The following is a 25945-nucleotide window of genomic DNA, read 5'->3' on the forward strand; positions in this document are numbered from 1 at the left end:
TTTGTATAGTAATTTAATTGATGAATTTCAACTAATTTCTCCATTTGCGTAGAAGAAATAGGTGAAAACCATTGCTCAAATGATGTTTTTCGTGTAAAATTATCCATGCTTATGTCCTTTATTTTGGATTTGGATGGTTTACTACCACCCAACCATTATAAAGGCTTTTTTTATGCATGCATAATATTACGGAAAATTCAGTTTTTAAAAATACGTTGAATTATTTTAATGCGACGCTAGTGACATGAAGTACATAAATTTATTGGAGTATCCGAAAAAATCACAAAAAAATATCCTGAAATATCTAGGTTTATTTCTAACTCAGCGAAAGAAAGTAAATCTGAACAAAAATTAATAAAGAAGAGGAATTTAGAAAAAACTATAATTCAGATTTATAAACAATATGGTAGGGTTGATTATTCTCTTTTAAGTGAGTTTTTAGGAGTTACCAAAAAGACATTGACTAGCTCTAGTGGAGTGTATAAAGGGATCTCTTTATTGATAAAAAATATATTAGCTGATTTAGAGAATGATAAAAGCTGTAATACAAACAATAAAAAATAGAAACATGGTAACTTGATCTTTACTTCGTTCAATTAATTTAACCTAGACCTACTTTAATAAGGAGCCATTATAAAAGCATTCACATGTGATAAAACTATAAATAGTTCTTATATTTATAAAAAAAGCTGTTTTCGATAAAAGAAGATAAGAATACGGAAGCGTTGAAGACGAACAACTAGTTGAATTTGTTGATGAAATAGATGAGGAAATTATATCTGTAATTTATCGATTATACGATAAGACTTTAAAAGATTTAGTAAACCACTAAAGTTGTATTTCTTCCTTAAATTTTGTCTTATAGTAGAAAGAAATGGATTTGAGTATGCAATGCACTATCTTCAAAAATAAGCTTTGTATGCTATACCAAAGGACTTGGTTTTGCAGATGTAGCGTTGCCTGATAATGAACGTACTGAGTAGCATTACCATCTATATTTTTAGAATATCCACTATGCTTCACTCCTTTGGCTAAAATAAAAAGAGGACGACAAAAGAATGTAGTGTCTGCTACAATCAAAAGTTGTCCTCTGGTATTTTCTGTAAAGGTTTCTGTTTAATTTCAAAATCTGAATGCGCATTTTTTACATTGAGAGATAATATTACTTTTTAAATCTCCCATTCTTTTGATGATGTATGTAAATTTATACTTTTTATTTTATTCCCTTTGTAAGCAATATAGGGTTTTAATATAAAATCATTACTTATTTTATACTCAATATTACTATCTAAGTAAACTGTAACTTTAATTTGAGAAGTTTTATATATAATATTCTCTGATAACAACAATTGAATATCTAAACCTGCAACAGCAAATCTAGAAACATCTTCTTTCCCAATTAAAGGTAGTTGATAAATGCCGATTATTTCTTGTTTACTATCATCAATTGTCCATTCTATATTAATGTATGTATCCTCTTCTATTTTACTTAACTCAATTAAAGCACAAACATAAGCATCTTTTGGTGTAAATATTTTTTTTTCGTTAACGGATTTAAATTCTTTAGTTATATTTTCACAAATAGTAATTGAGTTAATCAAGTTAGCACCTCGAAAAATGGCAAACTGAATGCTCATTTATGTAATTCACATCCAGTTTTTATTATTATTAATTTGTCAATCCCAAAAATTTTGCTGCAGAACCAGCTGCGTATTTCACTGATCCAGTAACAGCACCCTGAATAGCGCCCACATTGGCACCTAGAGTTGCTCCAGCAACTCCGCCTGCTGCAACACTACCTTTAGATGTAAAGCGAGGAGAAGAAAAAGTTGCTGTTACAGTTGTACCGACAGTACCACCAATTGCTGCTCCCTTAGCAGATGACGTTGCAATACTTTTTGTAATCGTATTTGTATTACTCCAACTATTTAATGTTGATTTAATTCCCATTTTATTTCACCTCCGTAACTATTGAACTATACCACTATAGTGAAATTTATTCAACTAAATTTTACTAATTTAGTTGAATAAATTGTAATAAATAGTATTATAATTTAGAAAAAGATAAAATTACAAAATAGAAACCTGAAATAACTAGTAACAACCCTATACCCAATAACCAACCAATGAAGTTACTAAGATTTAAGAAACTAAAAATTTCAATAGTATAAACAAAAATTCTTTTATATATAGGCTTATCACTATAATCCCCTAATTCATCTTTTAATTGAACAAAGCCAATAGGAATTATAAAAAATCCTATTATGATAAGTATTGTACCTATAAATAAACCTAACATTTTATAAAAACACTCCTTTTAGAATAAATCCTTTTTTTGAATATAATTTTAATTCTCTTAAAAAACATTATTTATACCAGTACATAATACTACTAAAAAAAGGGTATTAAAATAACTTTTTCTTTTTCATCAAAAAATATGTATCAGTTTATTTTCCAATAAATTAGAATAAAACCCTTTTACAGCGGGGTTCAAAATTCCCAGCATAAAAAGCTCTATAAACAATTGTCACTAGAAAAGCCACGAAACACTAATGAAACAATGTTTGTGGCTTTTAAGCACATATACAATCGGTTATATAGGGACATTATTTATAATTGAAACTAATTTCTCTTTACTTTGTTGAACAAAATTGTTTAATTATTTAATATGGTCTCTTTAGCTAAACCCTTATAGTAAATAGTCATTTATTCACCCTGCATTTCAACACAAATTCTTTCATCTGTTTAGTAAACATGTATAGAGGGGGATATAGTTTCGCTTCCAACAAATTCGGCCTCTTCCATTCATTACTTTTGTTACTAGATACCCTTTATTTGTTTTGCCATTTTTAAAAATATCATTAACAGAAGGTTTCCATGATAACTCTGAATCCACTGCAATAAATTCTCCTTCGTTACTGTAATTTGTGCTCGTTAGCCCGCCCCCTTAAGCTGTGGAAAAATGCTTTCGATAAGGCTTAAGTGTCATAACCCTATTCTAGGCTGTAGCGTGTGACGACAAAGAGATCTAAAAAAAGTAAAATGGCCGCCCGCCCTGGGGAAACTGTAAAAGTCAAAGGTTTCATTAGTTATGATGAATATAAGGACTAGGGCAATTAATAAGAAAGACAATAGCTGAATTTCAGGAGAATCAATAGAAATGGTTTATGACAGCTATTGATATAATTTATTCGGATAATGACGATAGTAAATATAAAATATGACAAACTTATATTATAAAAAGAGGTGAATACATACCTATTTAGTGACAGCATTAGTTATAACTCACACTTCTTCTGTAGTTTTATAAAAAAGATTGATTATTTATAACAAAGTTTGATCATTTGAAATAAAGATTGATCATTTATAATAAAGTTTGATTAAAAAATAACCTCTTACGTTATCATATTCGTAGAGGTTATTTTTTTATTTTCAAAAAAAGAGATTGATAACTATGAAAGATACAAAAAACAAGTTTATAGTAGATGTGAAAAACTATACAGAAAAAGCGGGAGAGATTGTTTCGACAGTTACTGGATTCAAGAGGGAAGAACTTTCTAAGATATTAATTCAACAATAAATGGAAGGTGGGTAAGAAATATTCTTACCCGCCTTCCATTTATTTGTTTCTACCGTACTGTTTTTTTGATTGAAAATACCTTTGTGATTGTACACCTAAATTAAAAACCGCTGCCAATGCGGCAAATATCCAAATATTTACCTGTACGTTATCTATTTGAATTGGTGTATTGAACAGCATAAAAATATAAATGGTAAACATCGATGATGTAAAGCATGAAAGAATGAATTGACCCTTTAATGATTTGACCATAATAGCACCCCGCTTTTATGTTAACCATACTTAATAAAAGGTTAACATATTTATGTCGATAGTTAAATACTAATATTCGAAAAATAGTGTATCTTTTTAAAGAGAACAATTAGTGTGTTCTATAGGAATATCAAAATATTTGATATAGTGTTTTGAGCAATTGGGGTTAAAAGTAATATTACAGTATCTACATGTTTTCTTGTGTAGATAGTCATTAATCGTTAATTCTTTTTTACATACCCCACAAAGAATGGCTTTCTTATGAAATACATCTTTTTTCCATAATTGAACTTCGTGTAATTCATTTTCACTATGACACTTATAACAAGGATAATATTTGTTGCAGCATTTGAATTTTAGTAAAGTGGTATCGTTTTCTCCATGATAGTGTTTACATCGTCCTTCGTTATCAATCGCTAAATCGAAATTCCTCATCATATTTTTAACCTCTTAAGCGTTAAAGATAACTTTATCGTCGTCTTCATCTTGCCACGATACTTGTAAACAATCTGCCACTTGAGACCCTATGGAAAATGTTTTATAACCGTTGATGATAAATCCATCTTCGCTTCTCCTACCATAAAGTGATTTTTTAAATATTCGCGCAATTCGCATCCGTTCGCTTGTAATAAAAGAAGCGAGCGGATGTTTTTTGTTTTGGATGTTTCATGGTATTAAGATAGAGTTGTTAAGGTTATACCCTTGCCGCGAAATAGTGATTGTCCTAAGCTAATCCTGATTCTATAATAGTGAATGTAGAATAGTTAGATAACAATGAATGAGGTGGCATATGAAAAAGCAATGGAACTTAATATTAGCAATAATTGTGGTCTTAATTATCGCGGTATTTTCAGTTATAAATGTTGACAAGGTAACGGTTAATTATTTATTTGGAAAAGCTGAGTGGCCGTTGATCCTCGTTATTATTGGGTCAGTCCTATTGGGAGCCCTATTAGTTGGATTAATTAGTATGATGAAAATTTATCAACTTCAAAGAGCTTTGAAAAAGGCTGGAAGTGAAATAGATCAACATTCTTAAATATTGATTTATTTCACTAAGAAAAAAGATGTATCGTTTTGCCCCTTTAGACTATAGTTATCTAAAGGGGCATTTTTATGTCTAAGAGAGCAAGACATCTGAAGTAGAAAAGTGGATTAAAGAAGGTCGTGGTATTGGGATATCTTTTTGTGAAGAATAAGGAATTCTTAAATAAAAGTACCCCGTCCCGTATTGGCTAGCTAGGTCTAGTCTACTTAATAAAAAATAAAGCAGAGACACGGTCATTTGATTGCTCCCTTAAAAAAGCAGTGCCCAGAAAAATGGGGCACTGCTTTTTTTGCCCGGATGTGTAAATTCCATTATTTTAATAAAATGTATCTGCCACACTAGTGAATAAGGTATTAATTCCCTAGTTGCCCAATTTTATATTAATATTACCTTATTTTTAGCATTTATTTTTTGGAATCATAGTAATATTATTGTTTAGTGAGGCAAATTTTGATTGGGAAATTTAATCATCATAGATTTGGAATATGCTTTACATATAATTTTTTGTAGTAAATTTATTATTTGTGAAAACGTATTATACATATTTTAGAAAATTAATAGAGCGATAATATTGTTTTCACAGAATAAATATAATTTTATTAAAATTCTGGAGGAATAAAATAATGGCAAAGCAAAACAAAGGTCGTAAATTTTTCGCAACTACAGCTACAGCAGCTCTAGTAGCATCAGCAATCGTACCAGTAGCATCAGCTGCTGAATTTAAAGATGCAAATAGCATTTCATCTTGGGCAAAAGAAGCTGTACAGTTTTTGACTGACAAAGGTTTCATCCAAGGCGATGAAAAAGGAAACTTCAACCCAGCTGGTACACTTACTCGTGCAGAAGCTGCTGAAATTTTATCAAAAGCATTAGATTTAAAAGCTACAGGAACAGAAGATTTTTCTGATGTAAATGAAAATGACTGGTTCTATAATGCAGTGCTTGCAACTTCACCTGAATTATTTGATGGTATGGGCAATGGTAAATTTGAACCTAAAGCTCAGTTAACAAGAGAACAAGCTGCTAAAGTTATCGTGCAAGGTTACCAATTAACAGGTAAAGCAGATCTTGGCAAATTTTCAGATGCTTCTAAAGCCTCTAAATGGGCTGTATCTTACTTAGAAACAGCTGTAGAAAACGGCGTAATCAACGGTAAAGGTTCTTTATTAGCACCACAAGATAAAATTAGCCGTGAAGAATTCGCTACTATGGTAAAACGTACAATTGATGCAACAGCTAAAGAGGTAACACCAGCTGTAGATTCTGTAAAAGGACTTAATGCGAAGGAACTTGAAGTGAAGTTCAACACAGCTGTTGATGCAAAAGATGCTGAAATGACAGCGAAATATGCTATTGATGGTGTAGCTATCACAAAAGCAGAAGCATCTGAAGACGGCATGACTGTTACTTTAACAACTGATAAAGAGTTAAAATTAACTAATGGCAAAGTGACTGTAAAACCAATCAAAACGAAAGCAGATGCTAAAGTTCTAACTGAAGAGTTTAACAAATTGATCACATTTGCAGACACAACTCCTGTTAGCGTTAATTCTGTTGAAGCAAAAGGTACTGAAGTAAAGATCACTTTCGATGAGCCTGTACAAAGCGCAGGAACAGTAAGCTTGAACGGTACTGAACTTTCTGATAATCAATATGAATTATCTGGTAAAACATTAACAATCAAAGGCTTAACTGCTGAACAGACTTATAAAGTGGACATTGTTGGCGCTACTGACTTTGCTAACAATATCGCTAACCCTATTGCTGTTAACTTCACAGTTGCTAAGGCAGACGTTGATAGTTCAAAACCAACTGTTTCTACAGCAGTGAACGGTACAGAAATCACGTTTGATTTCTCGGAAGAATTAATGAAACAAAATCTTGATGGAACTGAAGGGTATGCAAAAGTAACTGTTGGATCAACTCCTTTCGTCTTAACAGATAAAAATATTAAAGATGCTGCTGATAATACTGTATTCACTATCGATGCAAAAACTGCATTAGGTACAGCGACATTTATTAATACAAACATTAAAGTAGAAGGACATAAAGATTTAGCTGGTAATGCTGGAGATGAATTTGTGTTCAACGCTATTCTATCTAAAGATACAACTCCTGCTACACTTGTATCTGCTTCAACTAAAATGTTAGTAGCTGATGATGTGAATTCTACTACAGACGTAGATGCTTTATACCTTACTTTTAGTGAACCTGTAAAAGTAGATGGAAATTTAACGCTTAAAACTCAAAATGGTATTGCTTACACTGCTGGAAAAGTAACAGCGGTAAAAGCTGATGCTGGTTTCGACGTAGATGGTAACGGCAAAATTGAGGGTGCTGAGAAAAACACAGTGAAAGTTGACATTGATTTAGATAGCAATTCAACATATACATTTGAATTATCTGCTGGAGCGGTTAAAGATTTATCTAAAAACGTTACTGCAGATACGATTACATTTAATGTTACAACTGGATCTTTCGAAGCTACACCTGAAACTACTACAGATTCATTAGTATTTGGAACTACACCTGTTGTCGTAACAGATAACAATGTATTTACTGTTGAATATGCTGCAGATGTGACGGCAACAGCAACAACAGTTGCTAACTACACACTTGGAGGAAAAGAGCTTCCAGCTGGAACTCAACTTCAGTTTGTAGATGGTACTAAAAAAGTAAGATTCACTTTACCAGAAGGTTCTATCACTGCTAATGGTCCTTATGTACTTGAAGCTAAGAATGTAGTAGATACTAAAGGTAACACACTTAAAAATGGTAAAGCTACAACTCAAGTAACACTTAAAGAAAATGTTGCACCTGTAGCTTCTAAAATAACTGTGGTAAATAGCAAAACATTTACAGTAGACTTCTCTAAAAGTATTGTTGATCAAGCTACAGCAACAGGTTTAACAGTTAAAATTGCTGGTTCAACTGTAAAATTTACTTCTGCTACTGTAACTGGTGGTAAACTTACTGTGACAACTAAAGATCACTATGCATTAACAGATAGCATTGTAGTTGATTTCAAATCAACTAATCTAGTTGATGCTAATAACAACAATGTTAAAGACGGTTCTGTTTCAAATTAATAAGTTTGTAATGTAAACCGTTCAAATTAGAAAAGCCTTGTAGAGATATCTCTACAAGGCTTTTCTTTTTAGCAATCGTATCAAAATGTTTTCAGGTCGATGCAAAATTGTAAAGATTTTCACATTTAGTATAAAATAGATGGGTGTTAAATGGTATAATTTTAAACGGTGTAGATACAAAAATAAGACCGAGGGAGAGAAGATAATATGATGAAAAAGATAATGAAACGTACGAGTGCTGCGTTGCTTGCCGCTTCCTTGATGCTGACAACAGTTGTTCCAGTGATCCATGCGGAGGAGCAATCACCTCCCTTAGCGCCATCGATTAGTGAGTGGGCTATTGAAACCTTAAACGAGGGTGAAAAATACGGGATTTACCCAATTGAGTGGTATTACGAAGACTTCCTTCAAGAAATCTCTGTGGAAAAGGTAAATGAACTGCTGGCATTAACGGAAAAGAAAATTGCCTCATTGGGCTTAGCGAAAAATAAACAATATAAGCCAGTGAGCGTGAAGAACGATAACACACGCGGTGATATTGTGAAGCGTTTGTATAATATCGTAGCACGTTATGATTTACCAGTTGGTACAGATGCCATTAAGTTTATGAAAGAACATAATATTTTACAAGGTTCTTCAAACGGACTGCAATTAGAGAAGAAAGCAACGACGCAACAAGCTGTTCTACTAGCTGTTCGATTCATTCAGAGTACATACGCACTTGCAGAACAAGGGGCAAAGGGGGTAGCCTGGGTTGTAGAGGATGAGGATACGCGAGTGTATTTATTGGGCTCCATTCACCTAGGTACACCTGACTTATATCCATTCGATCAAAAACTAGTAAAGGCGTTCGATGAAGCGGATGCGCTATTAGTAGAGGCAAATATTCTGGATACGAAAGGCCTTGATTATTATACAGAGAAGGCAATGTATTCAGATGGCACAACACTGAAAGATGCTGTTGCACCAGAAACATATGCGAAGCTTGAGAAAGTTGCAAAGCTATACAATCTCCCGATGGAACAACTGACATTGCAAAAGCCTTGGATGCTGTCAAGCAACTTATCAATGCTGGCAACGGATGATTCCTTTGGTATGACGCCACAAGAAATGGCGATGCATGGTATTGATATGTACTTTTTATTAAATGCACAGCTGCAACAAAAGCCAGTGATTGAATTAGAAGGTATGAAAGCACAAGTTGATATGTTTGACGCGTTATCGCCAGAAGCACAGGAGCAGTCTTTAGTTGCTGTGTTGGATAACATAATCAATCCATCTGAAGAAAACCAATCTAACATCCTCCAAGAGTGGTTTACAAGCTGGAAGCAGGGGAACGTTGAAGAGTTTGCAAAAAGCTTCCAAGCGATGGAAGGCGAATCGTCAGAGTACAATGAAATGCTATTTGGTTTACGTGATGAACAAATGGCAAAGAAAATCATGAATGTACTTAAAGAGAAAAAAGGTACGTACTTTGTTGTGGTTGGTTCAGGTCACTTCTTAGGTGAGAAAAGCATTCGCTATCATTTGGAGAAAAACGGGTACAAAGTGAAGCCATTTTATCAATAAAGAAAAACCCTTTACTAGTAAATCTCCCGTAAAGAGCATGGGGATTAAGGGTAAGTTGTACCTTAATTTAGTTATTTGAGTATAAAAGCCTTTAAGGGATCTATTTCCTTAAGGGCTTTTTTAGATAAGAAAGTGACAATTTTCATGATGTTTAGGTATTCGCTTCAGCGACTGGTTGCTTCTAGAGTCTTTTCACGTAGTAAGCACACTGTAAGCCTTTCTCCAGTGCTTGTCGTGCCAAAAAAGGCAAAAGCACTTTTCTTAGTAAAAATTAGTGTACATATAAATATAAAAAAAATACAAACTAATTGTAATGTCGAAATTTTAGGAGGTTACCATGGCCAATTCAAGACACTCGAAACCAGATGATAGATCTAATAATGTTGAACGAATTCGTGATATCGTTAAGAACACTGAAGAAAAACTTCATGAAGCGGAAATTAGTTTGGAATTTGCAGACCCTATGCAAAGTGAAATGATTAAAGAAAAAAATAAGCGACGTCAAAAGTCGATTGAAGGATTAAAAGAAGAAATGAAAGATGAAATGGCAGCACGTAAAAAAGGAGAAGTGTAGAATTGGAGACATAGGAAGAGGAACTACCATTTCTCCAACTTGAAAGTACTTCCCAACAAAAGCAGATGGTTTAGAAGTTCTATAATGGGCCTCTATATCGCCGTCTGCTTTTATTATGAGGTTGTAAATGACTTATTACATCCCTTTTTAGAACATGGATTATCAAATAATTAAATATAGATAAAATTTGAACCCCGCGCTTTGACTGTGTCAAAATGCGGGGTTTCTTTAGGATAAAAGCTTTCTCTTCTAATGTAGTTGTCTTAGTATTGAATAACAAAGTATGCAAAAAGGAATTAAATATAATTAAAGAATAATATTACTAAAAAAGATGAACCTTTCCCATTGGTCATTTGTTTATAAAGTATAACGCAAAGAAAGGAGTGCCTTGGATTGACAGAGCGTGAATTACGATTCTTATAACAAGGATGAATACCGTACATGTTATTACATGCTGCGGAACGCACAAGATGGGGTTTCTATAGGATAAAAGCTTTCTCTTCTGTTGTAGCTGTCATAGTAATGAATAATAAAGTGTGAAAAAGTAATTAAGTATAATTAAAGAATAATTTTACTAAAAAAGATGAACCTTTTCCAATAGTCATTTGTTTATAAAGTATAACGCAAAGAAAGGAGTGCCTTGGATTGACAGAGCGTGAATTATTCGATTCTTATAACAAGGATGTATACCGCACATGTTATTACATGCTGCGAAACGCACAAGATGCGGAAGATCTCTGCCATGACGTATTTATCACCGTTTTTCGTCAGGATTGGCAAAACGTTGAGCATACGCGTGCCTGGATCATGCGCATCGCAATGAACCATTGCTTAAACTTGCTAAAACGGAATCAGACTCAGCGGGATAAACAGGGTCAGGTGCAATGGCTTCATGAGCAGGCCACATTTTCAGTTAAATCCGTAGACACCATTGTAGTAGAAAAAACAGCTCAGGAAGAATGGGAGGAACTAATGAAGCAACTACCAGATAAATTGATGGCAGTTGTTACCCTCCGCTATATCGGTGAGCTATCCATGGCAGAGATCGCTGAAACCCTGCAGATTCCTGTGGGTACAGTGAAGTCGAGACTCCATAAGGCATTGAAAATCATGCGCAAAAAACTTGAACATAAAAACAACTTATGGTTGAAGGGAGAGAACCAATTTGGAACGCATTGAAAACAAGGTTAAAAACCAAATGAAGGAATCAAATAACGTCGCTTACCCTAACTTTGATCAGATGTGGAGCAGTATCCAGCAGGACGAGCTAAAGGTTGCTGGGGGTGAACCAGTTGTGCTCCGTCCTCGAAAACGAAAGCGCTTTGCATTGGTGGCAGGGCTATCTGTAGCTTTGATGGCTACACCAGTTTATGCAGCTCTGAATTATGACTGGTCCAGCATGCTTTCGCATAGGGAAGGTATTCAGTCCGCATTAGAGCAGGGCTTAGGTCAAACGATTGAGCAATCCGTTACAAAGGAGGGTGTTACGTTAACCGTACATACGGCGTTTATAGATGAGAACAGAACCGTATTGCTGTATAGTTTGAAACCTGAAACATCTCAGGATGTAACGGATATAGATTTTAAACTTATCGGACTAAAAGATTCGAAGGATAACTTTATTGAAGGGAATAATTGGAACAAATGGAATGAGGAGATTGGTGAATTCCAGGGGTATTTTGAGACGGACTGGGTTGCCGAAGGGCAGACGACCGATGTTGAGTTTATAATGGAGAACATGCGATTGATCGACAATAAGAAGCAGTCCATCAGCTATAATCCTAATGACTCTACTACGCAAGTGTTCCCAATTCAAAAGGATGGGCTGGATAGCGTAACCTTGCAGTCTTTTGAACAAGCTGAAGGTAAAGTTCTCCTAAAATCAGCTGTTACGCTTACGGATCCTGAATTGGAGAACAGATGGATCAATTTCGAGGCAATCAATGATGCGGATAAATCTGTTAAAAAAGCGGAAATGCCTGTCTCATACCAAGGCTCAGGAGCAATCATGAGTCAAATATTTAAGTCTGACACCTTACGTGAAGAAGGAACTAAATTCCAACTTTCTTATGATCACATACTAGAAACAAAAGAAAGTACTTGGAACATAAATATGAATCTTTCCAAAAAACAATTGGAAAATGCGTCATTTAAGCAAGTGCTAGATATCCCTATGGACAATGTGCCTGGTGGAACGAAAATCCACGAAATGAAGGTTACACCAACCCAAGTTCGTTTGAAAATTACTCAAGAAGACTACTACACGCTTCCTTTTAGAGAGTATCAACTAGATGTAGGTGGAACTCTGTTAAATGGGTATCTCATGGGTAAGGGACAAGAAGAGCTACGCTTTGAAGTGGTAGGGCTAGATACAGCTTCTCTGGCTAATCAACCTATAACCCTCGTCGCGAAGCACCGTATCGATGGTTTTTACGGAGACGAGAACGACAAACCAATCCATTTGACTGACATATCAGAAAAACATCAAACTACAACGTCTAGCATTGCGGGGTATCCAATCTCATGGACTTATTATTTGAAGGACAATAACCTCTATGTGGAAACCTTGAGCTCAGACTCGATGTTTGATGGAGTCGATCGAACTTATTATTTGGACGGTAAAGAACAGATCTTAGGGAAACCAGAATCTTATGATGAAAGTAATAAATCTATGGACGTTTATGAGAAATTCGACAAGAAAGAGCTAGATATTTACATTTATAGTTATGGAATCAATAAGCCAAACGAAGAGCTTCGTATTCCACTTAAGTTTGGAAAATGACCTGCATTAGTATTTCAGAAGCTCAGGGGGAATTTAACAGAACTTGAAGAGATACAGTATTCAATTGAAAATCTAACTCCTACTATAGATAGTCCTATTCATATAACTAAATGAAGTAACGTAAAAACCCAACTTCTCTATATTAATTTGCAGAGAAGTTGGGCCTTTTAATTAAACAGTAACAATCTCTTTTAAATGAGATAACGTTCTTTTTGCTACTTTCTCAGTTTACAACTTTATTATCTCTTCACATCTTCTGAGCTTTGTAAAAAAGATAGATAATTTGTAATAAAGCTTGATAAAAATCACCTCTTTAGCTATTCTTTGAGGTGGTTTTTTTATGGATATTTGTGTTAAAATTGATGATTGTCTCGTAAATTATATAATGAGCAATTATCAAGAAGGTTAATGAATAACTTTTCTTGTTTCATTAACGAGGGCGATTGTTCAATTAGAGTGATCGCCTTTTGTGCTGACCGGGGCAGATTAGTTGAAGTACATAATGTTGAAGATGGAGAAATTAACGGGGTCTGACGATAATTGTTTTATTGATATCCGTTGCAATGGTGGAGATATTCAATTTGACGTTTTAGAAGATACATAGTTATTAGTTGATATATAATAAAAAATACTTAGTTATATATTGGTTTTTTTAACCAGATGGAAGTGAAAGGGAAAAATATGAGAAAAAAAGTTATTTTATCATTAATGTTAATGACATTTCTTTCTGCTGTAGAAGGAACAATTATTAGTACAGCAATCCCCCGTATAACGAGTGATTTGTCAGGCGTCGAACTTGTTAGTTGGGTTTATGCAATTTATATGCTTGCCACAGCTGTTTCGACGCCAATATACGGGAAACTGGCTGATTTATTCGGTCGTAAAAAAGTTTTACTTATCGGAGCTACAATATTTTTAATTGGCTCTGCACTTTGCGGTGTCGTGACATCGATGGAACAGCTCATCGTCTTTCGTGCCCTTCAAGGTCTAGGTGCTGGCGCTATTATGCCAATAACAATGACCATCATGGGTGACTTATATAGCGAAGTGAAGGACCGTGCAAAAGCACAGGGTTGGATTAGTGCTGTTTGGGGTATCTCAGGTGTTATCGGACCATTAGTTGGCGGATTTTTAGTTGATTCCCTTTCTTGGCGCTATATCTTCTTCTTAAACGTTCCATTTGGAATTATCGCTTGCATAATGATTGTCATTTATTATAAAGAATCTATTAAGCCTGCTAAGCATCATATCGACTATCTTGGTGCAACAGTATTCTCATTAAGTACAATTGCTCTACTATACGCGTTATTAACAGGAAGCAGTAAGCAAAACTGGGGGGACATGACGATTATTGGCCTCTTAATCTTTGCAGCCGTTTCATTCATTATTTTCTTATTCATTGAGAAAAAATCTCCGGAACCATTAATTCCGCTAGCGCTTTTCTCTAACCGTACATTATCTATTATAAATATACTAACTCTTATTTCTGGTGCAATGATTATTAGTATTACAATGTATCTTCCGATTTGGAGCCAAGGTGTATTAGGAAAGAATGCGACAGACGCCGGACTCATTTTAATGCCACTTCCTGTAATGTGGACATTTGGCACTATTTTTTCAGGTAAATTAGTTGGTAGCTTAAATACAAAACAAATCATTCTACTTGGAGCTAGCGTTCTTTCGGTTGCTGCCTTTTCATTATTTACATTGTCGACAGATTCACCAGCATTCCTAATTTATGTTGCAGTTGGATTATTCGGCTTAGGGATGGGGCTTATAACACCTATCTATATGGTAACAATTCAAGCGGCTGTTCCAAATCATACGCGCGGGACAGCGATTGGCTTAAACACATTTATCAATACGTTTAGCCAAACATTAGGAGCTGCAGTTTTCGGGGCGATGTTCAACACGATGATTCATGCACGCGGTATTAAAAACCTTGACCTTGTAACTTCTGGTGGACATGAAGGAACTACAGCAAACGTAGTAACCGAATCGCAAGAAGCATTAGCTTCAAGTGTACATTTTATTTATATGGGTACTTTTATATTAGCACTAGCAACTTTAGTAATTGTTTGGTTCTTATTAAAGCCATCCACACAAACTAGTGAGCAATAAAAAATAATTATATAAAAATAAGCTGTGAAGAAATTTTTCTTTATAGCTTATTTTTTTAAAACATGATTACTTAAGGTTATTATTTGCTTGTAGAGTTTAAAGCGGCGGAACTGGGGCACGGGCCGTATGTGCATTTATACAAGGATCTATCAAGACAAAATGAAAACAGGTCAACCGGGCGTTTGTATGTGGGGAATATTACAAAGTTTAGGAAGGAATCCATTTTGATCAGTCCTTTATTCAAAATGGATTCTTTTATTTGTTGTAAGAATCACTGCGAAACAGAAACCTCATTTCTTTAAAAATTCGTAGGACTTAGCTTAATAAAAATAACACCGAATAAAATCTTTATTAGGCCATCTATTACGAAAAAGATATCTAGACTTACATTAGTAATAATTAATCCTATGAATGCATTGATTATTAAACTGATTGATAGAAAAAGCATTAATTTCCCGTGGACAGGGATAAAAGGTAAAAAATGAACGCCGACTGCTAAAAGAATTAATAGCCAGCAAGTTCTATAATCATCGGCGAAAAAGTGAAAACTGACAAAGACTAAAATAGCTAATAAAAAAATTGAAAAATTAGACCACTTTTTTTGTTCCTGCGTTCCAGGACCGACTGCTAACTTCTCCCGTGTTTTAGGGCTTAATTGCCAAATCATACCTATCACATATACGATGGCAAAAGGCCAAATATTTGGATAGCTGTTATATTTTATTAAGAGTAAGAACATTGCTAAGCCAGCTATTATTAGCCAAATCCCATTAATCTTTTGTCTTGGATAGTTGTAGGTTTGTGTCTCCATATTTTATTCTCCATTCTCGAATAACACGATAAGCTAAATTCAACCACTTTAAGTTGTTGCTACTAAATATGTAGTAAGTACGCGAAACCTTTAGAGTTCATGTTTTCTTTTATCTCCTTCGAATAATAGATTTCTAGAATAATTTATCAAATTGTATTACATTTTTTTGTCACAATCTGTCGAAGTGATAAATATATAGATCCAAATTAAGTTGCATTGTTTATAAAAAAGTCATTCGGAGCTGCCTAGTTCTGTTCCACTAATAACGGTCAATGAACTGTATTGTGATAAGATAAATTAAACATATCTTATGACCAAAGGAAGATTTAAATGAAGAATCGATTTTCAATAGGGGAGATGGCTAAGCTTCATAATACAACTATAAAGACTTTAAGACATTATGATGAAATTGGAATATTAAAGCCTATTCAAATTGACATAAAAAACGGATATAGATACTATTCAACGAGGGTTTATATTTTTGGTTAAAAGTATTATTTAATAGGAGAAATGATTATGATTGGAACAATATTTAACACAATGATGATAATAGTAGGGAGTATTGTGGGAAGCATCTTTAAAAAGGGGATAAAAGATGAATATCATAATATTTTAATGCAGGCTATGGGGCTAGTAGCTATGGGATTAGGAATAAATGCACTAGTACAACATTTACCTTCAAGCAAATATCCAGTGCTTTTTATTGTAAGTTTAGCTATTGGAGGTTTACTAGGTCAAAAACTAAAGTTAGAAACAAGATTTAATGCTTTAGTAAATAAGTACTCTAAGGGTAATTTAGCTGAAGGGTTATCGACTGCTATCTTATTATTTTGTATTGGAACTTTATCAATTTTAGGTCCCGTTGAGGCTGCGTTAAAGGGAGACTATACATATCTGCTTGCAAACGGTATGTTGGATGGAATTACTTCAATTGTTTTAGCTTCCACCTTTGGTATTGGGATAGCTGTTGCAGGGATAGTATTATTTGTATGGCAAGGTTCTATTTATTTAATTGCGATATTAATGGAGAATTCTTTAAGTAATGACCTTCTAAATGAAGTGACTATTGTAGGAGGTATATTAATATTAGCTTCAGGTTTAAGTATTTTGGGGATCAAGAAATTTAATACGTTAAATCTTCTGCCAGCATTAATGGTTCCTCCTATAGTATTTTTAATTATTCATTTAGCGGGGCTTTAGTTATCTAAAGCTACAATAATCTAGGGTCTTAACATTTCTCCCTTGTCCCATGAAACAATTAATCGATTCAATCTTCTTAGCCGAGTTTCTTCTTTTTTAGCACTCATTACCCACCAAATAGAATCTCTTCTGTACGAAGGTGGAAGCTGATTAAAAAATTCCCAAGAACTTGGATGTTTTCTAATTTCATCCTCATATTCTTTCGTTAAAGTAACGTTCCTATGAACGGAAGAATAACCTGTTTGATCATTTCTTTGTTTGAAAACAGTCAATCCCTCAGGCCTCATTTGATTGTGTTCTATCAGTTTATGCACCTTTTGCACATTAACTTTACTCCAGAGGCTATTAGGCTTACGTGGAGTAAAGCGAATTTTATAGCAATCTTCATCAACTGTTTTTCGTATCCCATCAATCCAACCAAATGACAGTGCACAATCTACTGATTCGGACCAAGTGAGACTTGCTTTATTGGTCTTTTTCTTAAAAAAAACTACCCAAATTTCACTAGCTGTTTGGTGATGAATATCCAACCAATCAATAAATTCTGTTTGATTACTAAAAAATAGCACTTCACTCATTTTTCCAGCCATTCTAAAATCATTTGATTAAGCTCTTCAGGTCTTTCTTCTTGAATCCAATGACCAGTGTTTAAACTCTTAATGTCTATATTAGGTACAAAATCTTTTATATTTGGAAGCGGCGGAATAATATCTTTCTCACCATAAATCATCAATGTTGGCTGATGAAGAATAGGAGATATGTCACCTAATAAATGCCAATTACGATTTAAATTTCTGTACCAATTGATGCTTGGAGTGAAACCTGTCTTATTGAAGGCTGTGATATAAACAGAAAGATCATCATCGCTCATAACAGGTTCACCTAACGGCTGGGTTGCTTTAGCTAGATTAATCATTTCCATTCCTTCAACAGAGCCTTGTGATGGAACATTCTTTCGATATAAGTTACGAAGAAATTGGGCTGCATTTTCGTCTAATACAGCATCTGCAACACCTGGTTGTTTGTTAAAGTGAACAAAATAGTAATCATCGCCAAAGGCTTCTTCCATAAAATCAATCCAAGGTCTCTCTCCTCGAACTTGGTAGGGCAAGCATAAGTTAATCATTTTATTAACACGTTCTGGATGCAGCAAAGCCATACTCCAAACAACACTTGCGCCCCAATCATGGCCCATAAAAATGGCATCTTTGTATTGGTAGTGATCCAAAAGAGCAACAAGATCACCCGTTAAATGTTCAATATCATATTTTGTGACTTCTTTTGGACAAGAAGACTCTCCATACCCTCGTTGATTAGGAATAATAACGTGATAACCTGCTTCTACAAGAGGAGTCACTTGATGTCTCCAAGAAAAGGCATGCTCTGGCCATCCGTGGCAGAGAACGATAGGTTGCCCCCCATTTTTTTGTCCAGCTTCAAAAACCTCTAGCTCCACACCGTTACCTGAGATAAGTGTTGGTGTTGGAAATTCATAATTGTTTGTCATTTAACATCCTCCTAATTAAAATAAAAGTATCTTACAATGACAATATTATCATGGACGTTTGACAACGGTCTGTCAGCTTTGAGAAACTCACTTAATGATATTTGTCAGCCATCAATCTGAGTTTGGAAGCAATTTTTTTGCGCATTTCTTTTGGAGCTAAGACCTCTATATGCTCTCCAAAACTAAATATGAGAGAGAACAACCATTCTTTTTCGGGGAATGTAGCTGTAACAAGAAGTTCACCTGTTTCTAACACCGCAATATCTTCTTTATTAAAAACATCCTTCACACGAGACTTCATTTGAGGGGAAACTTTTAAGACAATTGTTGTCATTGTTGTTTGTTCATTTAATAATGCCATAATCTCGTGATAGGATTTTTCTCGACGTTCAAATGAGTGATTTTCAATGTGAAAATCACTTATACGGGAAACTCTAAATATTCTGAAGTCTTCTTTTAAAAGACAATAAGCAAATAAATACCAAGTATAATTTTTAAATATGAGCGACATAGGCTCAACTTGTCTTTTGCTGACGATATTATCATAATTTCTGTAGTCAATAGTCAGTAAATTAGTCTGTGTAATAGCTTTCCTTAGCGTCTTAACTAATGCTTTTTGATTTGGAGAGTCTCCATAAGGATGTAAATCAATGATGATTTGTTCCATATGCAGCTTTAGATAATCTACCTTGTTTTTAGGAATGATATTTTGTAGTTTTTCTATGGATGATTCTAACTCAATGTCGTCAACTGTGAAATTAATATCCTTGAGAACAGAAAGAAGGGAGGACAGGTTATTAAGAGTTAGTACTTGATGATTTAATTTATAACTCTCATAAATGCTGAATCCACCATTGTTTCCGGAATGGGAAATGATGGGAATACCAGCTAGATTGATTGTTTCAATATCTCGGTAAATAGTCCGGACCGACACTTCAAATTTCTCAGCCAATTCATTTGCTGTTACACGATTTCTATTAAGTAACATCACAATAATGGTTAACATACGTTCTATTTTCATCTTGTTCTCCTTAAAAATATATTTTTTTATTATGTAGTAGAATCAATTTCATAATACGCACTTTTAAAAAATCATAAAGAAACAGAATTTCGATGATTTCTTAAAAAAACGAATGAAATAGCTAATTATGCTACAGAAAGTTGTAGTTGGGAAAGCCGATCAACTGCTAGTTTGCAGGCGTTGTACGCAAGATGAACCAAATCAAAATGGACTTTAGCTTTCTTCCCTGTACAATGGTAAATCTGATTGACATAGGGGTATCTCTCCAGTCTGTTAATGTGTGTGTCGTAACTCTCATTATACAGGATTTGGGGAGGTACCCTATTTTTTTGTCGTTTTAAACTTAGAGCCCCAAGGGCTCAGAGATATGAAATTGATTCGGATACTAAAAAATAGTTTTTAGCCCTTTGAAAAATGATGATTATAATTTTTTCTTCATTGGAGTATGGACGAAAAGTTTTGTGAAGCGAATGGGTGGGAAAAAATCAAGACGAAGAAGATTTATATAATTGGTGGCAGTACTGTGTTAGGGGATGGAATGTAAAACGTATACCATGAATATAAGTTGATCTTCGTTCCAGCTGGGCGACTCCTTGGGGATCAGCAATAGAGGAACGAAGGCTAAGAGCATCACATCCTGTGATAACGCCTTCGTGACCAACATCGGTGCTGCTGCCGCTTTGCTTTCGCGCAAAAAACATCTGTTGGCCCAAGCGGCTCATCGGACGCCCCCAGCCGGAGCGGAAATCACCCCCACGTTATGATGCTTAAAAACCAATTTATTGACAATTCGAATAAAGGGACTATAATAATTAACAAGATTTGCATAACGAAAAATTGTTGATAACAATTTGGAGTATAAGAGTAAAAGCGTTGAAGAGAACGAGTAGTTTTAATGGAACTTACAGAAAGTAGCCGGTCGATGAGAGGCGCAAGGAAAGTTAAAATGAATACATCTTGGAGCTGCGTACCGAACTTTAGTAGGCTACGACGGGTTTGCATCCGTAATCAATGCAAAGGTATCGCCATTTAGCCGTACCTATTGAGAAGGGTTATGTAAATAACTCTTAAATTAAGGTGGTAACACGTTCATACACGTCCTTTAGGTTGATTCCTAAAGGGCGTTTTTTGCTCTTATAGAACTTGCAATATAAATCAATAAAAGGAGTTGTATTGTATGTTTTTAAAACCAGAGGAACAATTAGAGATTATTCAAAAGGGTGTAGACAAGATTGTTAATGAACAAGAGTTATTAGCAAAATTAGCACATTCTTTTAAGGAACAAAAGCCTTTAACGATTAAGCTGGGTTTAGATCCTTCTGCGCCAGACATTCATTTAGGGCATGCTGTTGTGCTACGAAAAATTAAACAAATGCAAGATTTAGGTCATCGAGTGGTCATTATTATTGGTGATTTTACAGGACGTATAGGAGACCCAACAGGTAAAGCCAAAGGGCGCAATGCGTTAAGTGATGAAATTGTAAAAGAAAACGCTAAAACATATTGTGAGCAAATTTTTAAAATTTTAGATAAGGAAAAGACCACGGTGCGTTTTAATAGTGAGTGGTTATCAACGTTAACATTTGAGGAGGTTATCAAATTAGCTGCGACGACTTCTGTAGCGCGTATTTTAGAACGTGATGATTTCCAAAAACGCTATAACAGTCAGGTACCAATTGGCATTCATGAATTTTTCTATCCATTAATGCAAGCGTATGATTCAGTCGAAATTTTTGCTGATATTGAATTAGGCGGTACCGACCAAACGTTTAATATTTTAATGGGGCGTACATTACAAAAGCATTTAGGGCTGGAGAAACAAATTGCCATTTTCATGCCGTTATTAGAAGGTTTAGATGGTGTTGAAAAAATGAGTAAAAGCTTAGGGAATTATATTGGCGTAAATGAAGCACCAGAAGTAATGTTCAAAAAAGTAATGGAAGTACCTGATGCATTAATTATTAAATACTTTGAACTTGCAACAGATGAGCATCCTAAAGTGATAAAAGAAGTGGAAAAACGATTATTAAAAGGTGAAAATCCGCGAGATATCAAACTAGAGTTAGCAGAAATTATTACTACTTTATATCATGGGGAAGAATCTATGAAGGAAGCGGAGCAATATTTTGAAACAGCATTTCAAAAGAAAAAAATCCCGGATAACATCCCCTCAATGTTAATCGAAATAGGAAAAGAATCTGTACTAGATATTATTCCAGCATTAATTGCCAATGATTATATTCAAAGTAAAAGTGAATTTATACGATTAATCAAACAAAATGGTGTTTCTATAAATGGTGAAAAACTTACAGTAGATGATACTGATAGAATAGTAATGAATGGAGAAGTTTTGCAAATTGGGAAGAAACGATTTGTACGATTTATAAAATAAGGGGGAGCCTGAACCATTCTTTTGTTCCTTTTTCTTTCCCTTTTAGTTTCTTAATATAATAATTATGCAAGGCTGTCCTCAAAAGGTTGTAAACTTTAACCGTTTAGGATAGCCATATAGTTCTATTATAGAAGGAGAATTATGTAATCAATCCAAGTGCATTCAAGTGTAATCGCTATAAGAAGAATTTACTTTTCATGTATTGTAAGTTCCTTGCTATAAAAGATTTTGGTATAAAAATACAATAAAATGCCATGTCAAATTAGAAGGATATGCATTTCTGCATTCCAACTCCGAAATTGAATTTTTTGTTAATTTCTTTCTCATTTTACCATTATCATGTGAAATAATGGTATGCTATATCACGATAATAGTTTATGGAGGCGGTATTATGTATTACAGTAATGGTAATTATGAGGCTTTCGCACGTCCTAAAAAACCTGTGGGTGTTGATGAGAAATCAGCGTATCTTGTTGGTTCGGGGCTAGCTTCACTGTCAGCCGCATGTTTTTTAATTCGTGATGGTCAAATGAAGGGAGAGAATATTCATATTCTCGAAGAACTAGATATCTCGGGAGGTAGCCTTGATGGTATTCTAAATCCGACTAGAGGTTTCATTATTCGTGGTGGTCGTGAAATGGAAGATCATTTTGAATGCTTATGGGACTTATTCCGTTCAATCCCATCTTTAGAAATAGAAAACGCTTCTGTTTTAGATGAATTTTATTGGTTAAATAAAGAGGATCCTAACTATTCAAAATGTAGATTAATTGAAAATAGAGGGCAAAGACTTGAGGATGATGGTAAGTTTACATTATCTGATAAAGCATCTGAAGAAATGATTAAATTATTCTTTACGCCTGAAGAGAAATTAGACGATGTAAAAATTACAGATGTTTTCTCTGAAGAGTTCTTCGAATCGAATTTCTGGCTATATTGGTCTACGATGTTTGCTTTTGAAAAATGGCATTCAGCAATGGAAATGCGTCGTTATATTATGCGTTTCATTCATCATGTTGGGGGTCTACCTGATTTATCTGCCTTAAAATTTACAAAATATAACCAGTATGAATCTTTAGTACTTCCTATGATTAAATATTTGGAAAGCCATAATGTTGATTTCCAATTTAATACGGTTGTAGAGAATGTTTTAGTTGATAAAGTTGGCGATAAAAAGGTAGCTCATACTTTAGTGTTAAAACAAGATGGTGTGAAAAAGAATATCGAGCTAACAGAAAATGAATTAGTATTTGTTACAAATGGTAGTATCACGGAGAGTACAACATATGGTGACAATAATACGCCAGCCCCTATAAGCACTGATTTAGGCGGGAGTTGGTCACTTTGGAAAAACATCGCTTCTCAAGACTCTGAGTTTGGTAGACCAGAAAAGTTCTGCGATGATCTTCCGGAAGAAAGTTGGTTTGTTTCAGCAACACTAACTACATTGGATGATCGAGTTGCTCCATATATTGAAAAAATCAGTAAAAGAGATCCATATGCAGGCAAGGTAGTTACTGGTGGTATTGTAACTGCGACAGATTCTAATTGGATGCTAAGCTATACATTGAACCGACAACCTCATTTTAAAGATCAACCAAAAGACCAATTAGTAGTTTGGATTTATGGTTTACTATCTAATAAACCAGGTGATTTTATTAAAAAGAGTATTACTGAATGCTCTGGAAGTGAGATAGCACAAGAGTGGTTGTACCATATGGGTGTGCCTGTAGACGAAATACCGGATTTAGCACAAAATTCTTGTAATACAATTCCATGTTACATGCCTTATATAACATCTTACTTCATGCCTAGAGCAATGGGAGATCGTCCTTTAGTCGTCCCTAATGGATCGGTTAACTTAGCCTTCATGGGTAATTTTAGTGAAACAGAAAGAGACACTGTATTCACAACAGAATATTCAGTAAGAACAGCGATGGAAGCTGTTTATCAATTGTTAGATATTGATCGAGGCGTTCCAGAAGTGTTTGCATCTACTTATGATATTCGTACTTTGCTCGCTTCAACTGCTCGCTTACTAGATGGTAAAAAATTAACAGACGTAGATGCTCCATTTATCTTAAAACAAATAGGTAAATTTGGTATTCATAAAACAAAAGACACGATCATCTATGATTTACTAAAAGACAGTAAATTGATATAAAGATATATACTAAAAAAGCTGATTCATAATTGAATCAGCTTTTTTGCAATACTATCTAGTCTTGCTTTGTTCAGTTAAATAGTGAATTTTTTCATTTCGTCTCTTAAAGCATCAGCAATAGCATTTAGGTCTTTAGCTTTTTCAGAGACAGTCTCGATGCTTTTAAGCTGTTCATTTGCGGAAGCGGAAACTTGTTCTGTTCCAGCAGAGGTTTCTACTGCAGAAGCAGATATGTTTTGTACGGCACTAATGATTTGCTCCTTGCGTTCATCCATCTCATGAGATAAATGTTTCACATCTTGTGCCACTTCACTCGTTTGGTCTAGAGCTACCTTTATTGTATTAAAGATTTCGCTAGTATCCTTTGTAGCTTTTGCATTTTGTTCGACAATGCTAAGGCTCGTACTAATTTCCTGCACAGCACTTTTAGAAATATCCTGAATGGCAGAGATTTTATTCTTAATATCCTCAGTAGCATTAGATGTCTGTTCCGATAATTTTCGGATTTCATCCGCGACAACTGCGAAACCTTTACCGGCTTCACCGACGCGAGCTGACTCAATGGAAGCGTTTAGAGCCAATAAATTAGTTTGAGTTGCGATGTCTGTAATTGTATTAACAATACTTGATATATCAGATGAAGTTTTATCTACTTCTTGAACGATGTTGCTTACCTGTTGAGAAGATGCTCGATTCTTCTCTGACCAAATAGAGAGTTGATTGATGGTTTCTACACCTTGATTACTTAAATGATCAATATCCTCTGTCATAGAAGCAATCTTCTCTGTGTGCTCAATAACACGATCAATGTTTCCAGATAGTTGATTTAATTGTTCAGCACTTTTTTCTGTATCATGAGCTTGCTCTTCTGTAGCCTTTGCTACTTCATTAATGGCTGAGCTAATTTCATCAGTAGTACGTACCGTATCTTCTGCTATTTGAATAAGAATCTTTGAGGAATCTGATAGCTCGGAGCTAGTATTATGTATGTTGACGGTAACATTCTTTAATGCCGATTGCATGCCAGAGATGCCTTTTGCCATAAGACCAATTTCATCTTGATGATTTAAAAGCTTTTCTAATTTTGGATTTGCGGTAAAGTCTAAGCTTGTAGTTTGATGAATGATATTTTCAAGATTCTTAATAGCGGCAACAATGCGACCGATAATCAACGACATTAAAGCACCTATGATTATAAAACTAACTATGCCTGTAATAATCTGATAGCTTAGTACAGAGTTTGTAATAGATTGAATACCGCTTTCAGGCACACCAATATCAATTACTCCATAAAGCTTGCCATCTTTATATATAGGTTCCATGATGTCATATGTCCAAATACCTTGAACTTCAGCATACCATCTCGTAAATTGCTTTTTTCCGTGCTTGGCACCATCGATTGTGTATGCATCCTCATATGTTTTTCCTAATTTCCCTTTATCACTATGCGCCACTGCTTTTGCATTGGTATCAATGACAATAGCATAAGTCACATTCTCTTGTTTTGCTTTTGACTCCACAAAATCTTGTAAAGATGAGATGGGATCATTCTCAGAATTTAATATAGTTTCAGCTTGCTTGGCGATTTCATAGACCTGTTCATTGGCTTTTTCAATTAAAACTTCTTTACTATTTTTGCCCACAATCCAAACACCTAATACGGAATTAATGACAGATGACAATAACAGCAAACTTAATGTAAAAAACAATAATCGTCGCTTAATGCTTTTGTTTTTCAAATAGTTTCCTCCTCTGAGTTTTATTGGAACTTTATACCTACGAAAACTCAAATTTTAAGTATAGTATTATGCAATGAAACAGGAATGTCAATAATG

The 25945-nt window shown here is 34.6% G+C and carries 22 protein-coding genes and 1 other annotated feature; of the genes, 12 read left to right on the top strand and 10 right to left on the bottom strand.

All coding sequences use genetic code 11. The annotated features are described in order from the left end of the window. Nucleotides 1-1169: 1169 nt before the first annotated feature. The 3 genes from ACFXN8_RS09245 to ACFXN8_RS09255 form a co-directional block, all read right to left on the bottom strand. Nucleotides 1170-1637, bottom strand: coding sequence for a hypothetical protein (locus ACFXN8_RS09245; protein ID WP_386844541.1), 468 nt, complete (start codon nt 1635-1637; stop codon nt 1170-1172). Between the two features lie 31 nt (nt 1638-1668). Next, nucleotides 1669-1950, bottom strand: a complete 282-nt coding sequence (locus ACFXN8_RS09250) for a hypothetical protein (RefSeq protein ID WP_386844543.1) — start codon at nt 1948-1950, stop codon at nt 1669-1671. A 97-nt stretch (nt 1951-2047) separates the two neighbouring features. Further along, a complete protein-coding gene (locus ACFXN8_RS09255) occupies nt 2048-2299 on the bottom strand; it encodes a hypothetical protein (protein WP_386844545.1) in 252 nt (83 codons plus the stop codon). A 1155-nt stretch (nt 2300-3454) separates the two neighbouring features. Here ACFXN8_RS09255 and ACFXN8_RS09260 point away from each other — a divergent pair. Continuing rightward, the gene (locus tag ACFXN8_RS09260) at nt 3455-3580 is read left to right on the top strand and encodes a hypothetical protein (protein ID WP_386844547.1); all 126 of its coding nucleotides are present in this window, start codon (nt 3455-3457) and stop codon (nt 3578-3580) included. Between the two features lie 39 nt (nt 3581-3619). On the opposite strand, the gene ACFXN8_RS09265 is transcribed toward ACFXN8_RS09260, so the two are convergent. Together ACFXN8_RS09265 and ACFXN8_RS09270 are read right to left on the bottom strand one after the other, a co-directional pair. After that, nucleotides 3620-3832: a hypothetical protein gene (locus ACFXN8_RS09265; protein ID WP_386844549.1), complete on the bottom strand. Its 213-nt coding sequence runs from the start codon at nt 3830-3832 to the stop codon at nt 3620-3622. Nucleotides 3833-3928: 96 nt separating this feature from the next. Next, nucleotides 3929-4270 (bottom strand): CHY zinc finger protein, encoded by a 342-nt coding sequence (locus ACFXN8_RS09270; protein WP_386844551.1) that lies wholly within the window; start codon nt 4268-4270, stop codon nt 3929-3931. 352 nt (nt 4271-4622) lie between these two features. On the opposite strand from ACFXN8_RS09270, the gene ACFXN8_RS09275 reads away from it, so the two are divergent. The 7 genes from ACFXN8_RS09275 to ACFXN8_RS09305 all read left to right on the top strand — a co-directional run bounded on the left by ACFXN8_RS09275 (nt 4623) and on the right by ACFXN8_RS09305 (nt 15015). After that, a complete protein-coding gene (locus tag ACFXN8_RS09275; protein WP_386844553.1) occupies nt 4623-4871 on the top strand; it encodes a LapA family protein in 249 nt (82 codons plus the stop codon). 632 nt (nt 4872-5503) lie between these two features. Then, a complete protein-coding gene (locus ACFXN8_RS09280; protein WP_386844555.1) occupies nt 5504-7969 on the top strand; it encodes an S-layer homology domain-containing protein in 2466 nt (821 codons plus the stop codon). Nucleotides 7970-8176: 207 nt separating this feature from the next. Further along, nucleotides 8177-9538 carry a TraB/GumN family protein gene (locus tag ACFXN8_RS09285; protein WP_386844557.1) on the top strand — a complete coding sequence of 454 codons (1362 nt, stop codon included), beginning with the start codon at nt 8177-8179 and terminating at the stop codon, nt 9536-9538. Between the two features lie 337 nt (nt 9539-9875). Further along, on the top strand, nt 9876-10112 hold the full coding sequence (gene tlp, locus ACFXN8_RS09290; protein ID WP_053595505.1) for a small acid-soluble spore protein Tlp: 237 nt from the start codon (nt 9876-9878) through the stop codon (nt 10110-10112). A gap of 645 nt (nt 10113-10757) precedes the next feature. Then, nucleotides 10758-11291, top strand: coding sequence for an RNA polymerase sigma factor (locus ACFXN8_RS09295; protein WP_386844559.1), 534 nt, complete (start codon nt 10758-10760; stop codon nt 11289-11291). Further along, the gene (locus ACFXN8_RS09300) at nt 11278-12894 is read left to right on the top strand and encodes a DUF4179 domain-containing protein (protein ID WP_386844561.1); all 1617 of its coding nucleotides are present in this window, start codon (nt 11278-11280) and stop codon (nt 12892-12894) included. Before ACFXN8_RS09295 ends, ACFXN8_RS09300 begins: the two co-directional genes overlap by 14 nt. A 681-nt stretch (nt 12895-13575) precedes the next feature. Continuing rightward, the gene (locus ACFXN8_RS09305; protein WP_376076618.1) at nt 13576-15015 is read left to right on the top strand and encodes an MDR family MFS transporter; all 1440 of its coding nucleotides are present in this window, start codon (nt 13576-13578) and stop codon (nt 15013-15015) included. Nucleotides 15016-15313: 298 nt separating this feature from the next. Here the strand turns inward: ACFXN8_RS09305 and ACFXN8_RS09310 are convergent, their stop codons facing one another. Continuing rightward, nucleotides 15314-15826, bottom strand: coding sequence for a DUF6609 family protein (locus ACFXN8_RS09310; protein ID WP_386844564.1), 513 nt, complete (start codon nt 15824-15826; stop codon nt 15314-15316). A gap of 330 nt (nt 15827-16156) precedes the next feature. On the opposite strand from ACFXN8_RS09310, the gene ACFXN8_RS09315 reads away from it, so the two are divergent. Both ACFXN8_RS09315 and ACFXN8_RS09320 read left to right on the top strand, forming a co-directional pair. After that, nucleotides 16157-16315 (top strand): MerR family DNA-binding transcriptional regulator, encoded by a 159-nt coding sequence (locus ACFXN8_RS09315; protein ID WP_386844566.1) that lies wholly within the window; start codon nt 16157-16159, stop codon nt 16313-16315. A 27-nt stretch (nt 16316-16342) separates the two neighbouring features. Beyond that, nucleotides 16343-17026: a DUF554 domain-containing protein gene (locus tag ACFXN8_RS09320; RefSeq protein ID WP_386844568.1), complete on the top strand. Its 684-nt coding sequence runs from the start codon at nt 16343-16345 to the stop codon at nt 17024-17026. 20 nt (nt 17027-17046) lie between these two features. Here ACFXN8_RS09320 and ACFXN8_RS09325 read toward each other — a convergent pair whose 3' ends face one another. The 3 genes from ACFXN8_RS09325 to ACFXN8_RS09335 form a co-directional block, all read right to left on the bottom strand. Beyond that, entirely contained in the window at nt 17047-17604 is a 558-nt protein-coding gene (locus ACFXN8_RS09325; protein ID WP_386844570.1) for a YdeI/OmpD-associated family protein, read from the bottom strand. Further along, a complete protein-coding gene (locus ACFXN8_RS09330; RefSeq protein ID WP_386844572.1) occupies nt 17601-18533 on the bottom strand; it encodes an alpha/beta fold hydrolase in 933 nt (310 codons plus the stop codon). The genes ACFXN8_RS09325 and ACFXN8_RS09330 overlap by 4 nt, the downstream gene beginning before the upstream one ends. Before the next feature lie 91 nt (nt 18534-18624). Then, entirely contained in the window at nt 18625-19554 is a 930-nt protein-coding gene (locus tag ACFXN8_RS09335) for a helix-turn-helix transcriptional regulator (RefSeq protein WP_386844574.1), read from the bottom strand. 864 nt (nt 19555-20418) lie between these two features. Then, nucleotides 20419-20660 (top strand) — a binding site (T-box leader). Between the two features lie 71 nt (nt 20661-20731). Between ACFXN8_RS09335 and tyrS the strand changes: the two genes are divergently transcribed. Both tyrS and ACFXN8_RS09345 read left to right on the top strand, forming a co-directional pair. Then, nucleotides 20732-21946, top strand: a complete 1215-nt coding sequence (gene tyrS / locus ACFXN8_RS09340) for a tyrosine--tRNA ligase (protein ID WP_386844576.1) — start codon at nt 20732-20734, stop codon at nt 21944-21946. A 391-nt stretch (nt 21947-22337) separates the two neighbouring features. Continuing rightward, nucleotides 22338-24110, top strand: a complete 1773-nt coding sequence (locus ACFXN8_RS09345; RefSeq protein ID WP_376076599.1) for an oleate hydratase — start codon at nt 22338-22340, stop codon at nt 24108-24110. 74 nt (nt 24111-24184) lie between these two features. Here ACFXN8_RS09345 and ACFXN8_RS09350 read toward each other — a convergent pair whose 3' ends face one another. After that, nucleotides 24185-25849 (bottom strand): methyl-accepting chemotaxis protein, encoded by a 1665-nt coding sequence (locus ACFXN8_RS09350; RefSeq protein WP_386844578.1) that lies wholly within the window; start codon nt 25847-25849, stop codon nt 24185-24187. Nucleotides 25850-25945 lie beyond the last annotated feature (96 nt).

This window comes from Lysinibacillus sp. NPDC059133 (assembly GCF_042755925.1).
GTDB lineage: Bacteria > Bacillota > Bacilli > Bacillales_A > Planococcaceae > Lysinibacillus.